This window comes from Chryseobacterium pyrolae, from assembly GCF_025153485.1.
Classification (GTDB): domain Bacteria; phylum Bacteroidota; class Bacteroidia; order Flavobacteriales; family Weeksellaceae; genus Chryseobacterium; species Chryseobacterium antibioticum.
On the sequence record NZ_JANZQH010000003.1, the window covers coordinates 470,622 to 491,127 of the forward strand.

The window sequence follows — 20,506 nt, forward strand, 5'->3', positions numbered from 1 at the left end:
TTGTCCATTTTGATTGCTTTTTAATTGTTTTGAAAATCAGTGAATTAAAATTGATTGTTGCCGGTTCTTTTGATGGCCGGCGTAATCCTTTTTATTTATGCTTCATACTGGTCATCAGTTTGTTAAAAATATGGGCTATTGGAGATTGATTATAGGTCAAAATGATTGAAATTGTTAAAATAATATCTTAAAATGTGAATAAAGCATTTGGTCATAAAATAATGTTTTTATATGGTTAAAAATATTGATACTTTAATATTATTGAACAATGTTTAATTATCTTATAATAATATTGACATTGTATTGATTTTTTTATTAAATTTCAGGGCTTATAAAAAATAATTATGAAAATACATTTACCATTGAGAATTTTACCAGCGATGGCTCTTTTTGCGGTATCCGCTGTGAATGCCCAAAATTTTCAGACCATGCCTGTCTCGTCCGGATATACAGCCGACGTTATTGCCAATGATGTGGGTCCCGCTACATCAAGTACTACAGAAGATGTGGACGGAGTGTCTTTTGCCTTTGTAGCAAGGGATTTTAAACTTACCTCTACAAGTACACCCATTACTTATGGGCTTCCCGTGAACGGGATTATTAATTCTGCAGTGGCTTCTACACCGGGACTGAGCTTTAAACTGGGAGATTTGTATGGAAATAATTCCTTGAAAATTTCCAGTAATACTACAGGAAGCAATACCGGAACACTGTCATTTTTGACACCGGTTCCTGCTTTTAAAGTGTACATGCTTTCTACCGGTGGAAGCGGAACATGTACAGTGAATGTCACCGTCAACTTTACAGATGCTACCTCTCAGACATTTTCCGGAGTAGCGATCTCAGACTGGTATGGCGGGTCCAACTATGCCGTTCAGGGAATCGGAAGGATTAACAGAAGTAATAATGTTTTGGAACCGAATTCTACAAATCCAAGACTGTATCAGTCTGCATTGACTATTGATGCAGCCAATCAGACCAAACCTATTCAAAGCGTTACCGTAACGAAAGTCAGTGGAACAGGAATCGCGAATGTTTTTGCCTTTTCAGCGGATGCTTATACCGATTGTGTAGCGCCTACACTTCAGCCGGTAGGTACATTGACTTCCAATTCTGCTCAGGTTTCATGGACAATACCGGGCAGTGTTCAGGCGGTAAGCTATGATGTGTATTACAGTACCAGCAATACGGCTCCTACAGCTGCGACAGCGCCTAATCACGCTGGAGTTACGGGAACTTCCTTTACCATTCCATCTTTATCACCAAGTACGGTCTATTATTATTGGGTAAGAAGTAATTGCAGTACTGCAACAGCTCAGAGTGGGTGGTCATTATCGGGAACATTTACCACACTCTGTGGTGCCGTTGTTCCGTCATATACCCATGATTTCAACAGCTTTCCGGGAACTTGCTGGACAGCCGCACTTTCAGGCGGTACTCCTGCGACAGCTCCTACCGGGACAACATCTTATTGGGGAGCAGGTGGATTCTTAGGGGTAGGCTCTGCCGGATCAGCGACGATCAATTTATATACAACTGGAAGAACAGGATGGCTAAAAACACTGCCCTTCAATCTTTCCGCAGGTTCTTACAGAGTGAAATTTAATTATGGTGTTACGGCTTACTTAAGTACAAATGGCTCCCAGATGGGATCTGACGACGTGGTTAATTTCCTTGTTTCTAATGATGGTGGTACTACATGGACCGTACTGGAAACATGGAATACAGGTAATTCACCTTCCAATACATCTAACGAATTTTCTTATAATCTTGTAGGATATAATGGAGCCAATACTGTATTTGCCTTCTACGCAACTGAAGGAACAGTAGATAATACGCAGGATTACAATTTTTATGTTGATAATTTTAAGGTTGAAAATGCTCAGCTGAGTACTTCCGAAGTAAAAGAGGGAGTGAAGAAAGCATCAGTTCACCCAAACCCGTTCAAAGATATTTTATATATTTCAGACAGCAGAGAAGTGAAATCTGTAACGGTAGGAGATGCTTCCGGCAGAACAGTAAAAACCTTTACCGGAGCTGTGAAGGAACTTGATCTGAGTACGCTGAACACAGGTTTGTATTTTGTTACGATCTATTTCAAAGACGGATCACAATCTACTGTGAAAACGATCAAAAAATAATTTTTTTAATGTCAATAAAGTTAGGTGGCAGTGCATTCATGTACTGCTGCTTTTTTTTGATTCAATTTTAAATCAGGATATCTATAAATTTTATTACTTTGGATGACAATAAAACTGAACTGAAAATGCAAATTCCAGCAGACTCTGTAGCCGATTATATCTCAAAAATTCCTGAAGAAAGACAGGAAGTATTCAAAAAGTTATTTGATACTATAAATGACAATCTGCCGAAAGGCTTTCAGCAGGGCACCAGTTACGGCATGGTAGGTTGGGCAGTTCCTTTGGAGATGTATCCGGCAGGGTATCACTGTACGCCAGGCTCCCCATTACCTTTTATATCGCTGGCTTCTCAAAAGAATTTTATCGCCCTTTATCACATGGGAATCTATGCAGATCCTGAATTGTTAGACTGGTTTGTTGCTGAATACCCGAAATACTCCACAAGAAAACTGGATATGGGAAAATCATGCATCCGTTTCAAAAAAATGGAGGATATTCCTTTTGAATTGATTGCCGAGGTCAGTAAAAAAATGACCGTTGAAGACTGGATCAATCTTTATGAAACTCAGTTTAAAAAGCAAAAAGAGTCCGTTTCAAAAAAGAAATAGACTCTTATTTACTTTATCAATCTAACCGGAAAAGAAGCAAAACTTAAGCTTAGGAAAAATGAAGGAGATTATTCAGTATTGCTATCAAGCACTCTTATGAAAAATGGACGACCATTTAAACGGCGATCATTCCCCTCCCGTGGAGGGGTGGCGAAAATTCAAAGAATTTTTGACGGGGTGGTTAATTACTAAACACAAATTACACCAATAAACACAATCACTCGTGCTCATCCGGAAACCCCTAACATCAAAAATCAATATCCCAAATCCCTGTTTTTCTTTCTAATTCAACAAGTGCTACCGCATTATCCGCAAGCGTTTCAATATAGCGCTGCCTGATATTATTATACGTTCTCTGTGCATTCAAAACTTCCAGAATAGAACTTTCACCTCTCTGATAACTGTAGCTGATGCCGTCCAGGATATTTTTGGCTTCGGCAAGCATTCCGTTATCAAACTGTTTCAGTTGCTTCTGTGTAGCTTGGTATTGCTGATAGGCCAGCATGACTTCAGTGCGGATGCTGTTTTCGATCTGCTTATACTCGGTTTCTGCCTGCATACGTCCCATTTCTGCAATTTTCAAATCAGCATTTCTTCGGTTTGAAAACTTCAGAGGAATGCTGGCTCCCAGTTTTATAGCATTTACAGCGGGTGAGGGTGCAATTTCATTGGTTGCCCAGGTATTGTGCTCCGCGCCTAAGCTTAACCCCAAATCAATGATACGGTTAGCCTTTTCAAGCTTAACCAAGCTCGCAGCAGTATTGATGTTTTGCTTTGAGGCTAAAAGATCAGATCTGTTATTCACTGCCTCCAAAATAAGTTCCTCAGGATTGAAATCTCTGTTAAAAGCTTTGAAATCTCCATTAATCTCTCTGTCTTCCATACCGGTTCCCAGGAATATAGAAAGAGATGAGACGGACTGTCTGCTAATGCTTTCTGTCATATACAGATCATTAAGCAAAGAAGAAGCTTCCAGTCTGCTTTGTTTAGACGTGACCAGCGAAATAGCTCCCAGCCTGTATCGGATGCTGTCGGATTTTGCAAGTTGATCCATACTCAGGTAAGAATCCTTCTGGACTTCAACGAGAGCTTTTGTTTTTAAAACTTCAATATACCCAACAGATGCGTCTGCTATCAGATTTCTTAAAAAATCCTGAAGCTGAAGTTTAGCGTATTCGGCCTGGTTTTTTGCCGTTTCTATCCTTGCTTTTCTTTTTTGGCCAAGTTCCAGGGTCCAGCTTACCGAAGTTCCTATCGTATAGCCCATCTTTTTTGAAACACCATTGTCCGAGGTCTCCATTTCAAGTTGGGGATCCGGGAAAATTCCGGCAGTAAGGATAGAAGCTTCTGCCATACTGACGTTGTATTTCTGCGCGGCGTAACTGAGGTTTTTTTCTCTGACCTCATTCAGATAAGACGAAAAATTGAGAACTTCTTTTTCCTGACCTTTCAGTGAAAATTGGAAAGTTGCACACACGGATATGATAAAAATGATTTTAAACTTCATCTGATGTTATTTTTTGTTTGTCGAAATGATATTCTGCGAGATAATAAATAGCGGGAAGGATAAATAAAGTAAGAAGGGTTGAAAACATAAGACCATAAACAATGACTGTGGCTAAAGGTCTCTGCACATCAGAACCTATCCCGGTAGCCAGTGAAGCAGGGAATAAGCCGATTACGGCAACCGAAGCGGTCATCAATACAGGTCTGAAACGGTCTTCTGCTCCTTTTATCACCGATGTTTTTAGATTAACCCCCTGTTTTCTTAGCGTGTTGATATGAGATACCATGATGACCCCGTTCTGTACGGCCACTCCAAACAGTGCTATAAAGCCCACTGCTGAGGAAACATTTAAAGTCATACCCCGTACATTTAATGCTAACATACCTCCGAATAAGGCAAGAGGAATAATGCTCATCAGGACAAGCGCCTGTCTGAAGCTTCCGAATGCCCCGTAAAGCAGTAAGAACATCACGGCCAATGCCAGCGGAACAATGATAGCAAGCCGGGAATAAGCCCTGTTTTTGTTCTCAAACTGTCCACCCCATTTGATTTCATATTTCTGATGATCGTAGCGGATATCTTTTTCAATCGTATCCTGCGCTTCCTTCAGAAAAGAAGATAAATCACGATCCCTTAAATTGAGTTTTACAGTGAGATGTCTTTTATTCATTTCTCTGGTGATTGTACTTTCTCCGGTACTCAATTTGATCTCAGCCACCTGTGAAAGCGGTATTTTAGCACCTGAAGCAGAAGTCAGCATAAGATTCCCGACCTTATCAGGAGTATTCCGGCTGTTTTCGGCATACCGGCACGAAATATCGTAGACTTTATTGCCGATAAAGATCTGTGAAATAGCCTTTCCGCCAAGGGCTGTTTCGATGAGGTCTGCCACATCGGAAACATTCAGTCCGTACTGTGCAATTTTATCCCGTTCTGCAATAATTTGCAACTGCGGAAGCGGTGGCTCCTGATCAATCGAAAGATCAGCAGATCCCGGAATTGTTTGTAAGGTAGAAAGAATCTGTCCTGCAATTTTTCTTGTTCCGTCAAAATCATCACCGTATACTTTGACGACCAGTTCACTGTGTGCACCGGAAATTTTATCCATAACCCCATCGATCATCGGTTGGGAAAATCCTACAGAAAATCCCGGCATATTTTTATAATCATCAGCCAGTTCTTTGATAAGATCGGCCTTAGTCTTTCCGGATGCCCACTCTTTATAAGGTTTTATTCCTACAGATACTTCAAAATGGGAAGCCGTCCACGGATCTGTTCCGTCATCATTTCTTCCGGCCTGTACCATGACATAGGTGACTTCAGAATGTTTCATGGTCTGAGTACGTAAAGAATCACTCATCTCTCTGGCTTTGTCTAATGAAATTCCGGGCGGAAGCTGTACCTGAAGCCAGATAGACCCTTCATCCAGTTCCGGCAGAAAGTCTTTACCTACCATAAACGAAAGGAATCCCGCTGAGATGAGTATAATGCCTGCTGGAATCAGCATTTTTTTAGGAGCCTTTATAATTTTACCAATTCTTTTACCATAAAGACTGCTTGTTTTTTCAAGCCAACGGTTGTGAAATATCTTCTGAGGCTTTCTGTAAATAACGTAGGCCAGTCCGGGAATCAAAATCAAAGCAGCAGCCAATGCTCCCAGCAATGCATACCCGATTGTAAAAGCCATAGGAGTAAAAAGCTTTTTTTCTACACGCTCAAAAGCAAACAGCGGAAGATAAGCTGTAATGATAATGACGGTTGAAAAGAAAATAGGTTTTGCGATTTCTGTTGCCCGCTTGATGATGGTTTTTTCTTCCAGTTCCTTTTCCGGATCTTCTTCTCTCTTTTTTAAAATAACCTCCAGCATGACAATAGATCCGTCTACAATAATCCCGAAATCTATAGCGCCTAAAGACAAGAGGTTAGCAGGGATATTGGTGAAATACATCAGGATAAATGCAATGAGCAGAGACAGAGGAATCGTGATGGCGACAAGCAGCGCCCCTCTCCAGCTTCCTAAAAATACGATCAGGATGATAATGACTAAAACAATTCCTTCCGTTAACGTATGGGTGACTGTAGTCAAAGTTGTATTAACGAGATCTGTTCTGTCCAGATAAGGATGGATTTTTACGCCAGCCGGAAGAATACGGGTGTTCAGTTCTTCAATAGCCTGATGAACATCCTTTAAGACTACAGAAGGATTCTGCCCTTTTAGCAGAAGTACAATTCCTCCTGTACTTTCGTTATAATTCCGTTTCCTGTCTGTGTAACCCAGGATTCCTTTTCTTTCAAGATTGCCGTATTTCAGAGTACCTACATCATTTAAAAAAACGGGAACACCTTTTTCTGTTTTGATGACAATTTTACCCAGATCATCTAAATCTTTGATCAGCCCGATTCCACGTACTACATAAGCAAGGTCACCCCTCGGCAGCATACTTCCTCCGGCATTGCTGTTATTTTTGGTGATAGTTTCCGTAACCTCAGATAAAGATAATCCATACTGATCCAATTTTTGAGGATCCAGCTCGATCTGGAACTGAGTGGTGATTCCGCCAAAGTTCGTCACATCCGCGATCCCTGTAACCTGTTTGATTCTTGGGATAATGACAAAATTCTGCAGATCGGTCAGTTCCCTGAGACTTTGTCCGTTTCCTTCAATAATGTAGCGGTAAATTTCTCCCACTGGAGAGGTTAAAGGATCCAATCCTGGTTGGGCATTGTAAGGCAGTTCTGCTTCTGAAAGCCTTTCCTGAATCCGCTGTCTTGCCCAGTAATCATCAACCCCATCATCAAACACCATCGTGATGATAGACAGTCCGAAGGTACTTTTACTTCTCATAATATGCATTCCCGGAAGGCCATTCAGAGATCTTTCCAAAGGAATGGTGATCTGCTGTTCTATTTCTTCGGCAGCCAGCCCGGGTACCTGGGTAACTACCTGTGATGTGGTGTCGGCAATATCAGGATAGGCTTCCACGGAGAGTTTGGTCCACGAATAATATCCGAAAATTCCAAGTAATAAGAAAAGGGCAAGCATCAGCCATCTCTTTTGTATAGAGAGTGTGAGTAATTTTTTCATAAGATTGATTGAATAGTCCGGAAACCGTTCTGCTCAGTCGGCGAAGGCTTCCAGAGTTATTGAAGAGGTATTATTTTGTATCGGGCAAATAGATTCCACCTTGAGTCATGATGATATCTCCGGGTTTGAGCCCTGAATTGATCTTGGTGGTCTTCTCAGCCGTGCTGCCGGGAACGACGATACGTTTTGTGAATTCATTTTTACCGGATTTTATCCAGACATACTGGCGGTCTCCCTGTTGCATCAGTGCACCGGAGGGGATAATCACCGCTTTTTCTGTTCCTGCTGAATAGGTAACCGCTGCGAACATTCCGGGTTTTAATTTCCTCTGCGGATTATCACATTGGATTAAGACTCTGATACTTCGGGTATCTTCATCTACGAGTTCACTGATGTGATATACCTTTCCGATGATCTCCATATCCGGATAGGTATTGACTTTCACCGATACCGGATCTCCCGGACTGATAAAACGGATGTCTTTCTCTTTCACAGCACCTGTGATCCATACTTTTGAAAGTTCGGCGATAATCACCACCGGTTCCGAATCTTCTTTCAGATATTGGCCGGTAACGATTTTATTGGAGATAATTTCTCCACTGATCGGTGCTTTTATAATATAAGTTCCTCCAGAGCTTTTGCTGTTGTAGGCATTCAAAGTTGAAGAAGCATTGGAAAGCGATGTTTTCTTATTCTGATATTCGGTTTCTGCTTCTTCAAGTTCTTTTTGGATACCCACACCATGTCTGACAAGGTCTTGCTGACGTCTGTAATTTTTTTCTGCAAGTCTTACGTCATTCAATGCATCAGAATAATCTTTCTGCACAGACGAATATCCAGGGGCAAGGATCTCAAAAACCGCACTTCCTGCATTTACGCTCTGTCCAATATTCACAAAGGATCTGATCACCCTTCCGGAAAAAGGACTGGCTATTTCTGCATAATTATTGGGAATGGTTTCTATCGTTCCTGCTGAAGTAATGCGGTTACTGTATTCCTGCTCCGTAACAGTTTCTGTAATGATTTTTTTTAAGACCGGATTGTTTTCTGATAGGATAACATGATTTCCTTTGATGCTGAAGGTTTCTTTTTGCTGAGGTTCTTCTTTTTTACCGCTACAGGAAATGATAAGGAAAAGAACAGGAGAGAAAAATAGTGTTTTCATTGAGAATATATTAATCAGTTGGGGGTCATTTTTTAGAATCATTTTAGATTGATTTTTAAGTTTATAAATCGTTTTCAGTTCCGATAATCTCCCAGCTTACTCTAGTGATTTTATCTTCCAGGGTGAGTCTGCTGACTGCTTTTTCAATAATGTTATCCTGAGGCGACAAAGAATAGACTTCTGCAGAAATAATAATGTTTTCCGGTGTTTCAGTATCGTCGCTGGTCAGGGATTTGAGTAAGATCTGGTCAGTTGAATTAAAAGACTGCATGAGCAATACTCTTGCATGGTTTTCAATTTCAGTTCTGCATGTAATGGTGATAAGATATTCTGAAGTGCTGGTACAGATGGTTTTTGAGCCTAATGCTTTTCCCAGAGGACGCAGGACCGTATGGATTAAGATAATAAGTCCGGTGGTGATTCCAGCTTCGGTCACAAATCCCAAAGCAGCCAGTGAACCTACAGAGGCAGAACACCAGATGGTCGCAGCGGTATTCAGTCCACGAACGGTAAGTCCGTCTTTCATGATAACACCACCACCCAGAAAACCAATGCCACTGACAATGTATGAGGCTATTCTACCTGTAGCATCACCTCCGATTCTGAGTGATAATAAAACAAATGCTGCCGATCCCAGACATACCAGTGTATTGGTCCTGAGCCCTGCATTTTTCTGATGCCACTGTCTTTCAAAACCAATGGATGCACCTAAAATAAGAGCGGTCAGTAAGCGGGTAGCAAATTCTAATGTATTCATAACTTTTTCTTTTTGGCAGGCCTTTTCAGGCATACAGAAAAAGCATGCTCAGAAAAACCTTAAGGTTGATAATAACTGGAAGGATCTGGGTCCATAGTTTGAATTATTTTGCTGCAAAAGTAATGGTAACGGCTGGGGGAAGCTATTAGAGATGGTTTAGAATGTTATTAGAATTCTATTAGAGAAGTTAGAAATTAGAGAGTATGAGGGTTTTAGAGTTTTAGAATTTGAGGGTCGGAGAGTGTATGAAAGTGGAATTTAGTTGCTGGTTGCGAGTTGACAAGTTGCTGTTTCAAAATGCGAAACCGGAAACGCGTATCTCGAAACTTTATTAACGATTAAAATAAATCTAAATTTCTATTTCATCACGATTCTGTCTGAAATCTGATGTCTCAAATAAATTCATGTAAACAGTATCTGAAAAGTAGTCGTGTTTTCTCTGGAAGAAATCTGGATTTGGGCATGGTGAAGACTAATGATCTTTTGGGTAAGGTAGAGGCCTATTCCATATCCTTTTTGATCCAGGGAGTTTTCAGCTCTGTAGAAAGGCTTGAATATATTCTGCTGATCCTTTTCAGAAACAGGCAGCCCATTGTTGATAAATTGAATGGAAAGATGATCAGAAACTGAAGCAACGTCAATAAAACAAGTGCCGTCTGAAGCGTATTTACAGGCATTATCGATAAGATTGTTGAATGCCACCAGAAGAAGATAAGGATTTCCTTTGTGGATCAGTTTCTGCTCATCCATCTCAGGATCAATGTTGAGGTTGATTTTATACTGAGGGTTTTCTTTCCTGATTTTAGCATAAGAATCCATCAGCATTTCGTCTATTCTGATTTCGGAAAAACTTATTTCAGTGGGGTCATAACTGGCTTTGGCAAGATCCATTAAACTTCCGGACAGTTTACTCATGTTTTTCACATCCGTTAATGCATTCAGGATGATCTTTTGATATTCGTCCTGAGTATAATTTTTCTGGAGAGCCAGTTCCAGTTCGGCGGTCATGGCTGCAAGCGGTGTATTCAGTTCATGGGAAATATTGGAGACAAAATGCTTTTGTGTACTGAAAGAATGATCCAGTCTTTCCAGCATTTGGTTGAAGTTTTTTTCAAGTTCGTGGAACTCTCCTTTCTCTTCGGATTCATCCAGTCGGAGCTGTAGCTTTCCTGCATTGATCCTTTTGATCTGTTCCACCATTTTCACGGCAGGGCTGAGCGCTTTTTTAGAAAGAAAAAGACCCGCAAGATAAATAAGGACAAGGATAATAATGAAGGAAATAATACTGATGGTCAGTAAATGATTGATTGAATTATAACCATACTGATCATAAGCTGCTGCTGTGATCGCATACTCTTTTCCTTTATGAGAATAGACTATTCCTGTCACCTGAAAATCATTCAGAAAGAAAAAAAGCTGCTTGCTTTTAAAGATTTTTGAAAGCATTTCTGAGTTTTCCTTCACGTAATCCACTTTTGAATCATCATGATATACAAGATTGAAATCGGAATCATAGATCGCGACCTGAACCTCACTTAAAGTCTGGGTGTTAGTTTTATACAGCTGATGCATTTCTTTTTCACTTAATGCCCCCTGGAAAAAAAGATTGGCTTTGGCAACAGCTTCGCTTTTTAGTTCTGTGTAAAACGAAGTTTCCCTGGCTTCCTTTGAAGAATAGTAAATCGCAACCCCATAAAAACTGATGAGCATCGCAGTCACTAATGTAAACAGTAAAGTAAGCCTGGTTCTAACTTTCATGGCGAATCTTTAAATGTTGGAGTTGTCTTCATAGCCCTTTTTTAAAATGAAACCCATGCCTGCTTTGGTATGAATGAGCTTGGTTTCAAAGTTGCGGTCTATTTTTTTTCTGATATAATTAATGTAGACATCAATGAAATTCGTACCTGTATCAAAATGGGTATCCCAAACATTTTCTGCGATTTCATGGCGGGAAAGAACCCTTTCAGGATTTTCAAGCAGGAATTTCATCAGGTTAAACTCTTTGGGAGTAAGCTTGATGGGATGTCCGGCACGGGTGACGGTTTTTAATTTCAAATCCATCTCAATGTCTTCGTATTGTAGCACAGATGAGGTTTCCGGACGATAGGTGGAATATCTTTTAAGCAGAACCTTGACTCTGGCCATAAGCTCGCGCATTTCAAAGGGTTTGGTCAAATAATCATCTGCTCCGGAATCAAAACCTTCCAGTTTATCATCTGTAGTTCCCAATGCTGTCAGCATAATGACGGGGATTTCAGGTTTCAGCGCCTTGATCTCTTTGCAGAATTCCAGTCCGTTTTTAATGGGAAGGATAATATCTGTGATGATGAGATCGAAATCCATTAACTCAGTAAGTTTTAGAGCTGTTTCACCGTCCGCAGCAATGTTTACTTCCATATCATTTTCCAGCACTCCTCTCGCAATCAGCTGCGAAAGTCTTTTGTCGTCTTCAACTAACAGGATATGAGGCATAGAATTCTGGTTTTATTGCTGGTCCTGCAAAGGTAATTAAGTATTTTCACATACATATAATGAATGCAATTTGTAAATTTGACGGCTCAACATAAACCTGTTATGATTAAATTAAAAAACGGTCCTTTTTTGAAAACCGGAAAAAGCTTTATCTATATTATTTTCCTCGCTGTCATGCTCTTATTGCAGAATTGTACTTCCCATCCTAAAACCGGGCAGCTAAAGAATGGAGACCTGCTTTTTGTCACAGCAAAAGAAACCGGACTTTCAGGAGCGATTAATAATGTCACTCAAAAACAGAAGGAAGCATCATTTGATCATATCGGAATTGTAGAAAAAGAAAAGAATCATTGGTATGTGCTGCACGCTGCACCAAAAGGAGGTTCCCAGAAACAAGACCTGACATCTTTTCTTAAAGATCAGTCTAATGACGGACAAAAAGTAATGATTTACCGTTTAAAATCTGACTATCAGAAATCTGTTCCTGCAGCGCTTAAAAAAGCAGAATCCATGTTGGGGAAGCCTTATAATTTCAATTATATCTTGGATGAAAATTCATATTACTGTTCAGATTATATCGAAAGGGCTTTCCGTGACAACAGGATCTTCAAATTAGAGCCTATGACATTTATTGATCCTAAAACGGGTAAGACTAATGAATTCTGGACAGAATTTTATAAAAAGAAAAACTTAGCTGTTCCGGAAGGAGAGCCCGGATGTAATCCCAATGGACTTGCCGCTTCAGAAAAACTGGAAAGAGTAGGAGAACTGTAAATCATGCGATAAGAATACTATTGCCCCTAAAGACTTCAATGATCTTTAGGGGTATTTTTTTTATTTGGATTATTTTAAAATCTGTGATCTCCGTGTAATCTGTGGGAAATAATTCTCTTTTATGATCCTAAGCTTAAAAAAAATTATGTTAAAGTTTAAAATTATTAGTCCACTAATTTGGTAGACTAATAATTTTTTATATTTTTGTCAAAGATTTAACGCAAGAAAGCAACCATGATCTAGAAAATGTTTAACCAAAAAATTGTTTAATGATGATTACACTTAATCCAACATTACAGGTAATACCGAATAATACAATTGGTCTGCCTAAAAAAGAGCTGATACTGGAAATAGAATTGAATGGCAAAATGAAATTTGAGCATTTAATGAACACCATTTACAATCAGTTTGGGATCTGTCACAGGGTGTTATCTGCCAATGTAGAATATGTGAATGGAAACAGTTTTGGTTCAGTACAGTTATATATTAATGTCAATTCAGAAGACTACCAGCAGCTGGAGTTCTATCTGAATAAAAATAAACTTTTAAGTACCATGGTGGAATACAACTGCCGGAAGTATTTTTAGGGGAGATTCATATAGTTTTAATTACAGAAAGTATCCGGTTTTCCGGGTACTTTTTCTATGTTGTGAGTTTAAATAGAAATCTTATTATTTTAGCTTTATTTTCTTATATCACTTCAATATTTTTAATGATTTAAAGGGAATTCCATTAAAATAATTCCCGAGTATTCTTAAATTTCTATTTCCGATTCAAAAAAACAGTACTTTTAAAGGATATAAAATAAAAATTTATGACCCTAGTTATTATTGCTTTAATCGCAGCGTTCGCTATTTATGCAGTGTCTATCTACAACCGTCTTGTAAAACTGAGAAATCTGGTTCAGGAAGCGTGGAGCAGTATTGATGTTATGCTTAAAAAACGTCATGATCTCATCCCCAATCTTGTGGAAACAGTGAAAGGCTATGCCACTCACGAGCGTGAAACCCTTGATAGTGTCATCAGGGCCAGAACACAGGCCGTAGGGGCAGATTCTGTTCAGGCTAAAGAAGCGGCTGAGAAAAACCTGAATCAGGCGATGATGAATTTATTCGCTGTAGCAGAGCAATATCCTGATTTGAAAGCTAATGCCAATTTTCAACAGCTGCAGAGCGAACTTACTTCCATAGAAAATGATGTTGAGAAATCAAGAAGATATTATAACGGAACGGTGCGTGAGAATAATACACTGGTAGAATCTTTTCCAAGTAATATCATTGCCAATATGTACAAATTTGAGAAATCACCTTTCTTCGAACTGGATAATATTGCTGAAAGAGAAGTTCCAACTGTAAAATTCTAGGAATGAAAAAGTGGTTACAGCTTTTCCTTCTTCATTTTTTTTTCATTGCTTTTGCCCAAAATGAGCTGGCAAGGGCAGATCAGTTGTCGATTATAGGGCCGGAAAAAATTATTTCTTTCCATTCGGATATCGACGTGGATAAAAATTCAGGAATTACCGTCACGGAAAATATAAAAGTGTACAGTCTCGGAAATAATATCAAAAGAGGTATTTTCCGGGCACTTCCTTTATCCAGAAATCTCAACAATAAGACACAGAAAGTAAGGTACACGATTATCTCGGTTAAAAAAAACGGGATCGATGAAAATTACCATGAAGAAACCGGAGACGGTTATTTGAAAATATACGCCGGAAACAAAGATATCATCCTGGATCCCGGAACCTACGACTATGAAATACGATACAAAGCAGAGAACCAGATCGGATTTTTTGCGAAGTATGATGAATTTTACTGGAACGTAAACGGAACCTACTGGGATTTTGATGTAGATTCTATTTCCGCCAAAGTAAACCTTCCGGAAGGGGCCGGAATCATCCAGAACTCTTGCTACACCGGAGCATATGGCAGCAATAGCCAGAACTGTACGGCTCAGGTACTGTCAGATCATTCCATAGAGTGGAGCGCTGCAGGGCTTAAGGCTAATGAAGGGCTCACTGTTGCAGTGGGTTTCAAAAAAGGACTTATGGTCCCACCGCCGCCGCCAACTTTTCTTGAAAAATATGGAATTCTGATGGGTGGATGTATTGTATTCTTAGGATTTTTGATGTATCTCTATTCAATATGGAGAAAATATGGAATAGACCCCGAAACGCCAACCGTTTATCCGCAGTTCAACGTTCCTGAAAATCTTTCACCATCTTCTTTGGGCTATATCAATTCTGAAAGTTTTAAAAATAAATACCTTACCGCGGCCGTTGTGAACCTTGCCGTAAAAGGGTATGTCAAGATCATTGAAGGAGAAGATTCGGGTCTGTTGGGATTTTTTAATACCAAAACTTTTACGCTGGAAAAGCTGAAACCGGCAGATGAAACCCTGTCTAAAGAAGAAATCAACCTGATGAACAGTCTTTTTTCAGCATCTGAAAATTCTGTAAAGTTTGACGGGAAATACAATTCTAAAATTGAAAAAGCAGTTCTTAATTTTAAAGAAACACTGAAATTTCAGCATGATGATTTTTTAAATGAAGGAAATAATACAAAGAAATTATTACTCCCATGGATCATTATTACTTTGGTTTACGGCCTAGGTTTATTGATAAGCTACCATATATTACCTGAGTTTGAAAGAGTATTTGCCGGAGTAATTTTATATATTATTCTTTTTGTTGCGTTTGCTTTAATAGCATTTTTTGCGAAAAAATTATCATGGAAACTATTATTCTTTATCCCTATTCCCATTAGTATTATACTGGGCGTAATAGGAGTTGTTTCTCAGGAAAGTACAGGTGCTGAAAGTATCAATTTCAGTGTCTGCTATATTTTCATTGTTCTGGCATTTTCAGTGATGATGCTGTATCAGTATTTAATCAAACAGCCATCCAAAGAAAAGTTGAGAAAAAAATCATTGATTGACGGTTTCAAAATGTATATGGGAGCAGCCGAAAATGAGCAGCTGAAATTCCATAATCCTCCTCAGATGACCCCACAGGTTTTCGAGACCCTTCTTCCTTTTGCTATGGTGATGGGAGTAGATCAGATCTGGGGACAGAAATTTGATGATTTGCTGAAAAGAACATCAACAGAATATAACAATACCTGGTATTACGGAGGCGTAATGAATCATTATGCATTCGGAAATACTTTAAACTCAAGTCTTACGCAATCTATACAGTCTGCATCTACAAAGCCATCCAGTTCTGGCAGCGGATCCGGTGGTGGTGGATTCTCCGGCGGCGGAGGTGGCGGCGGAGGCGGAGGCGGCTGGTAACCGCGATGTTTCAAAAAAATAAAAGCGTTCAAAAATTAATTTGAACGCTTTTTTATTGGAATACAATGTATTTTTAAATTCTTTCAATGTCAGCACCAATGGCTTTCAGTCTTCCGTCAATATTCTCGTAACCTCTGTCGATTTGCTCGATATTGTGGATGATGGATTTTCCTTCCGCAGAAAGGGCTGCAATAAGAAGAGCGTTTCCGGCTCTGATATCAGGAGAAACCATGGTCGTTCCTCTTAACGGAGATTCCTGATTCATTCCGATTACCGTAGCTCTGTGTGGATCACACAAAATGATCTGTGCCCCCATGTCAATCAGTTTATCTACAAAGAATAATCTGGATTCAAACATTTTCTGGTGAACCAAAAGACTTCCTTTCGCCTGAGTAGCCACTACCAGAATAATAGATAATAAATCTGGTGTGAACCCCGGCCAAGGAGCATCTGAAATGGTAAGGATAGATCCGTCGATGAACTTCTGGATCTTATAATTTTCCTGAGCAGGAATAAAGATATCGTCATTGCTTTGTTCAAGCTGAATTCCTAATTTTCTGAATGTATTTGGAATCACGCCAAGCTGGCTCCAGTTTACATTTTTGATGGTGATTTCAGATTTCGTCATGGCGGCAAGGCCTATCCATGATCCGATCTCTACCATGTCCGGAAGCATTGTGTGTTCCGTACCGTGAAGATATTCTACCCCTTCAATGGTCACAAGGTTGGAACCGATTCCGGAAATATTAGCGCCCATTCTGTTCAGCATTTTGCAAAGTTGCTGAAGATAAGGTTCGCAGGCGGCATTATAAATTCTTGTTTTTCCTTTGGCAAGGGCAGCAGCCATTACGATATTGGCTGTCCCGGTCACAGAAGCTTCCTCAAGAAGGATAAATTTTCCTCTCAGTTCTTTAGCTTTTAATGAATAGAAATATTCCTCTTCATCATAATTGAATTCAGCACCCAATTCTACCAATCCCTGGAAATGCGTATCCAGTCTTCTTCTTCCGATCTTGTCACCTCCCGGAGTCGGCATATACGCTTCACCGTAACGGGCAAGCATCGGGCCCATCAGCATAATGGAACCTCTCAGTTTAGCACCATCTTTTTTAAATTCGTCTGATTTTATATAGTCAAAATTGACCTTATCGGCTTTGAATGTGAAATCGCCCTGGCCGTTTTTTGTTACTTTTACCCCGAAATCCCCAAGAATTTCGATCAGCCTGTTTACATCGTGGATATCAGGAATATTTTTAATTCTTACCTCCTCATCTGTTAACAAGACAGCACATAAAATTTGTAAAGCTTCATTTTTTGCCCCTTGTGGAGTTATTTCCCCATGCAGTTTTTTTCCTCCCCTTATCTGAAATGTTCCACTCATTACTTTCTGTTTTTATGGTTGTTGTTGTTATGCCTTCTCTTATTAGTCTGGTCTTTATTATTAGTATTGCTGCTGTTTCGTCCGTTGTTGCTGTTATTTCGTCCGTTGTTGCTGTTGTTACGGCTATTGTTATTGCTGGTGTAGTAGATTTTGCTCTTCTCAAGAGATTCTATTCCGGTAAGGTCCAGCCTGTTTTCAGACAACTCTTTCAGATGGCGGAAAATAACGTCATCCGTTACATGTTCCTTATTATATACATTGTAAGACTTCTTCATGTTATTGGCGATCACCTCGATAAGGGCTTCCTTTTCGTCACCCGGTTCAAGTTCAATCGCTTTTTCAATCAGTTGAAGGATACTTTTTCCGTAAAACTTAAAATCTCCCTGTAGTTTAGGGTATTCCATTCTTTTAGGCTTCTCGGCCAATTGTTCTCTGGTAGGAAAAGGATATGGGGATTCTACATCAAGATCATATTCTGCTAAAATAAAAAGATGATCCCAAAGTTTATGTTTATAATTTTCTTCGTCACGGAGTTGAGGGTTTCTCTGACCCATAAAATCGATAATAGCCATTGCCATTTCACTCCTTTCCTCTTTGGTAGGGAGTTCCTTGCAGCGTTCAACCAACTGCTGTATGATTCTGCCATATTCCGGCATATGAAGCTGAGTTCTTTGGGTGTTATATTCCATAATATGCAAATATATGGATTAAAAGAAAATTTGTTTTGAAAATATGAAAAGTTTATGATTTTTTAATGAAAATTTTATGCAGTCTTTTATGGAGATCTTTTCGTGAAAATGAAAATATCTCACTTTTTTTAGACTTTGTTTTAAGAAAATTGTAATTTAGTTATTAGATTAATAATTAAAATAGTAGTATGAAAAAAACACATTTATTAGTTTCGATGCTGGTTTTAACAATCTTTAGTGCCTGTCGGAACAATGATGAAAACGACAATGAAAATCTCCGCAATGAAGAAGTGCATTCCAAAACCGTAAACGTTACCAACCATGATGGGCGTCCCTTCAGTACCGGAAGCGGATCTGTATCCGGAAAATTTGTCTCCGGTCCCGGAGGGGGAGTGCTTATGCAGGGTTTTTACTGGGATGTCCCCGAAGGTGGAAACTGGTGGAATACCGTGAAAGGTAAGTTAGCTGCCTGGTCAGATTCAGGAATCGGGGCAGTATGGCTGCCGCCTGCATCAAAAGCTCAGAACGGAGCCTACTCAATGGGATATGATCCTACAGATTACTATGATTTCGGGAATTTCAATCAGAACGGAAGCGTAGAAACCCGGTTTGGATCAAGGACTGAACTGGAAGGACTGATTACAAAAGCCCATGCTGAAAATATGCAGGTTTATGCAGATATTGTCATTAATCACAACAGTGGCGGACAGTCTCAGGCCAACCCTTTTACCGGAACAAGCACATGGACCGATTTCTCAGCCATTGCTTCAGGGAAATTTCCTAGAAGCTACAATGATTTTTACAAAAATTCTTACGGAAATAATGATGAAGGCGCTTTTGGTGGATTTCCGGATCTTTGTCATGCTAGTCCCTACGTTCAGGACTGGCTTTGGGGAAGAGATGATTCTGTCGGGAAATATTATAAGAATGTCATGAAATTTGACGGCTGGAGATTTGATTATGTGAAAGGTTTCGGACCTTGGGTCGTCAATAACTGGAATAGTAACGTGGGCGGGTTTTCCGTGGGTGAGTTGTGGGATTCTAATGTGAATACCCTGGAATGGTGGGCTAATAATGCCAACAGTTCCGTATTCGATTTTGCAGCATATTATAAAATGGATGAAGCTTTTGACAACGGAAATTTAAATGCTTTGAATGACGATATGATGTGGAAGAGAAATCCTTACAAAGCTGTCACTTTCGTAGCCAATCACGATACGGATATTATTAACAACAAAATGCCGGCCTATGCCTATATTCTTACCCATGAAGGGTATCCAACTATCTTTTACCGGGATTATGAAGAATGGCTGAATAAAGAAAGACTGAACAATCTGATCTGGATCCATAACAATAAAGCTACCGGAACCACTTCAATCCTTTATACGGATAATGATGAATATATTGCCAGACGTAACGGGTACAACGGAAATCCGGGACTGGTAGTCTATATCAACAATTCTTCAAGCTGGCAGGAAAGATGGGTGGAAACCAACTGGAGCAGTCAGCAGATTAAAGATTTTACGGGTAACTCGACTTGGTATCCTACAACACAGGGAGATAAATGGGTGAAAATCCAGTCTCCGCCAAACAGTTATTCAATATGGTCTCTGAACCAATAAAAAAAGTCTAATAAATTAAGAAAGCAAAGATGATTCATCTTTGCTTTTTTTCATATACGTTTTGCAGAAATCTGTAATTAAAGATCAGACTTCAATAAATTTTTTCTTTTGATTTTGATCAGGGAGAAAGCATTTCTGGTTAGCCAGTTTCATTCTGTTTCTTGAAACAAGATCATAAGCTTTATCACTTAAAAAAGCGGGGACTATTTTTCCTGCAGCGGACAGTTTATAAACACCACCAAGTACATGGGCTATCTGCAGTACCGCACGTGATTTTGTATAGTAATATTTCCCCGGTTTCCAGAGATAAAGCGTATTGAATACCTTATTTTCCAGACCTCTTTCAGACAGGAACTTCTGGCCAAAATCTGATTGCAGAGATGCAAACATGAACCTATCATGTTTATCCCGTTCCAGAATCCATTGCACCCAAAAATTACAGACGCCGCATTCGCCGTCAAAAAATACAATATGTTTGTCTTCCCAGTTCTCCCGCATGATGCTGATGTTTAAAATACCATTTTCCTTTCGGTGTCTTCTTTTACTTTTTTGAAATATTTAACCAATTCTTTCCGTTGTTCAGGAGTCAATTTGGCATCCTGATGTCCTACATAATACGATTCCAAAGGCATTTCTTCTTTCTCGATCATTTCTATGCATTCTTCCAATTTATGTGCCTGTATCTTGGGCTCGTATACAGCAAAGGTAGAGAAATTAAGCTGTTTTCTGCCTTCATCTATATGATTTTTAACAAACCATGAAGCTGGTGAAATACTGGAATACCATGGATATTGAGTTTCATTGGAATGACAGTCATAGCATGATGTACTGATGATCTTTGCGATAGGTTCCGGCGTGTTTTTAATCTTCAGAAAATCCATACCCGGAGTAGCAGGCGGATTGGTTTTATCAATCGGAAAAAACTGAATAATAATGAATGCAACAAGAAGAATAACGAGTATTTTTTTCATATCAATTGTATGCTTGAAATATAAAAATAATCAAATTTTATTA

Annotated in this window: 17 protein-coding genes; 7 read left to right on the plus strand and 10 right to left on the minus strand. The window is 39.4% G+C overall.

From position 1 onward, the window contains the following. Positions 1 to 344 precede the first annotated feature (344 nt). Both NZD88_RS08920 and NZD88_RS08925 read left to right on the plus strand, forming a co-directional pair. A complete protein-coding gene (locus NZD88_RS08920) occupies positions 345 to 2,141 on the plus strand; it encodes a T9SS type A sorting domain-containing protein (RefSeq protein WP_259828793.1) in 1,797 nt (598 codons plus the stop codon). 125 nt (positions 2,142 to 2,266) lie between these two features. Further along, entirely contained in the window at positions 2,267 to 2,749 is a 483-nt protein-coding gene (locus NZD88_RS08925; protein ID WP_259828794.1) for a DUF1801 domain-containing protein, read from the plus strand. Positions 2,750 to 2,996: 247 nt separating this feature from the next. Here NZD88_RS08925 and NZD88_RS08930 read toward each other — a convergent pair whose 3' ends face one another. The 6 genes from NZD88_RS08930 to NZD88_RS08955 form a co-directional block, all read right to left on the minus strand. Continuing rightward, the gene (locus NZD88_RS08930) at positions 2,997 to 4,256 is read right to left on the minus strand and encodes a TolC family protein (RefSeq protein ID WP_259828795.1); all 1,260 of its coding nucleotides are present in this window, start codon (positions 4,254 to 4,256) and stop codon (positions 2,997 to 2,999) included. Continuing rightward, positions 4,246 to 7,341, minus strand: a complete 3,096-nt coding sequence (locus tag NZD88_RS08935; RefSeq protein ID WP_259828796.1) for an efflux RND transporter permease subunit — start codon at positions 7,339 to 7,341, stop codon at positions 4,246 to 4,248. Before NZD88_RS08935 ends, NZD88_RS08930 begins: the two co-directional genes overlap by 11 nt. A 70-nt stretch (positions 7,342 to 7,411) precedes the next feature. Continuing rightward, entirely contained in the window at positions 7,412 to 8,506 is a 1,095-nt protein-coding gene (locus tag NZD88_RS08940) for an efflux RND transporter periplasmic adaptor subunit (protein WP_259828797.1), read from the minus strand. A gap of 61 nt (positions 8,507 to 8,567) precedes the next feature. Beyond that, on the minus strand, positions 8,568 to 9,263 hold the full coding sequence (locus NZD88_RS08945) for an MgtC/SapB family protein (RefSeq protein ID WP_259828798.1): 696 nt from the start codon (positions 9,261 to 9,263) through the stop codon (positions 8,568 to 8,570). Positions 9,264 to 9,665: 402 nt separating this feature from the next. Beyond that, on the minus strand, positions 9,666 to 11,021 hold the full coding sequence (locus NZD88_RS08950) for a sensor histidine kinase (RefSeq protein WP_259828799.1): 1,356 nt from the start codon (positions 11,019 to 11,021) through the stop codon (positions 9,666 to 9,668). Positions 11,022 to 11,030: 9 nt separating this feature from the next. After that, on the minus strand, positions 11,031 to 11,735 hold the full coding sequence (locus tag NZD88_RS08955; RefSeq protein WP_259828800.1) for a response regulator transcription factor: 705 nt from the start codon (positions 11,733 to 11,735) through the stop codon (positions 11,031 to 11,033). A 102-nt stretch (positions 11,736 to 11,837) separates the two neighbouring features. On the opposite strand from NZD88_RS08955, the gene NZD88_RS08960 reads away from it, so the two are divergent. From NZD88_RS08960 to NZD88_RS08975, 4 genes are all read left to right on the plus strand, one after another. Beyond that, a complete protein-coding gene (locus NZD88_RS08960) occupies positions 11,838 to 12,509 on the plus strand; it encodes a YiiX/YebB-like N1pC/P60 family cysteine hydrolase (RefSeq protein ID WP_259828801.1) in 672 nt (223 codons plus the stop codon). Positions 12,510 to 12,778: 269 nt separating this feature from the next. Then, on the plus strand, positions 12,779 to 13,096 hold the full coding sequence (locus NZD88_RS08965; protein ID WP_259828802.1) for an NIL domain-containing protein: 318 nt from the start codon (positions 12,779 to 12,781) through the stop codon (positions 13,094 to 13,096). Between the two features lie 227 nt (positions 13,097 to 13,323). After that, the gene (locus tag NZD88_RS08970) at positions 13,324 to 13,872 is read left to right on the plus strand and encodes a LemA family protein (RefSeq protein WP_169235705.1); all 549 of its coding nucleotides are present in this window, start codon (positions 13,324 to 13,326) and stop codon (positions 13,870 to 13,872) included. Between the two features lie 2 nt (positions 13,873 to 13,874). Further along, entirely contained in the window at positions 13,875 to 15,800 is a 1,926-nt protein-coding gene (locus NZD88_RS08975) for a DUF2207 domain-containing protein (protein ID WP_259828803.1), read from the plus strand. A gap of 73 nt (positions 15,801 to 15,873) precedes the next feature. Here NZD88_RS08975 and murA read toward each other — a convergent pair whose 3' ends face one another. Beyond that, positions 15,874 to 17,181 (minus strand): UDP-N-acetylglucosamine 1-carboxyvinyltransferase, encoded by a 1,308-nt coding sequence (murA, locus tag NZD88_RS08980; protein ID WP_169235703.1) that lies wholly within the window; start codon positions 17,179 to 17,181, stop codon positions 15,874 to 15,876. Beyond that, on the minus strand, positions 17,181 to 17,870 hold the full coding sequence (locus NZD88_RS08985; RefSeq protein ID WP_259828804.1) for a DUF4290 domain-containing protein: 690 nt from the start codon (positions 17,868 to 17,870) through the stop codon (positions 17,181 to 17,183). Before NZD88_RS08985 ends, murA begins: the two co-directional genes overlap by 1 nt. Positions 17,871 to 18,058: 188 nt before the next feature. Between NZD88_RS08985 and NZD88_RS08990 the strand changes: the two genes are divergently transcribed. Next, entirely contained in the window at positions 18,059 to 19,492 is a 1,434-nt protein-coding gene (locus tag NZD88_RS08990) for an alpha-amylase (RefSeq protein WP_259828805.1), read from the plus strand. 84 nt (positions 19,493 to 19,576) lie between these two features. Here NZD88_RS08990 and NZD88_RS08995 read toward each other — a convergent pair whose 3' ends face one another. After that, positions 19,577 to 19,990, minus strand: a complete 414-nt coding sequence (locus tag NZD88_RS08995; protein WP_259828806.1) for a thiol-disulfide oxidoreductase DCC family protein — start codon at positions 19,988 to 19,990, stop codon at positions 19,577 to 19,579. Between the two features lie 11 nt (positions 19,991 to 20,001). Further along, positions 20,002 to 20,463 (minus strand): heme-binding domain-containing protein, encoded by a 462-nt coding sequence (locus NZD88_RS09000; RefSeq protein ID WP_169235699.1) that lies wholly within the window; start codon positions 20,461 to 20,463, stop codon positions 20,002 to 20,004. Between the last annotated feature and the right edge of the window lie 43 nt (positions 20,464 to 20,506).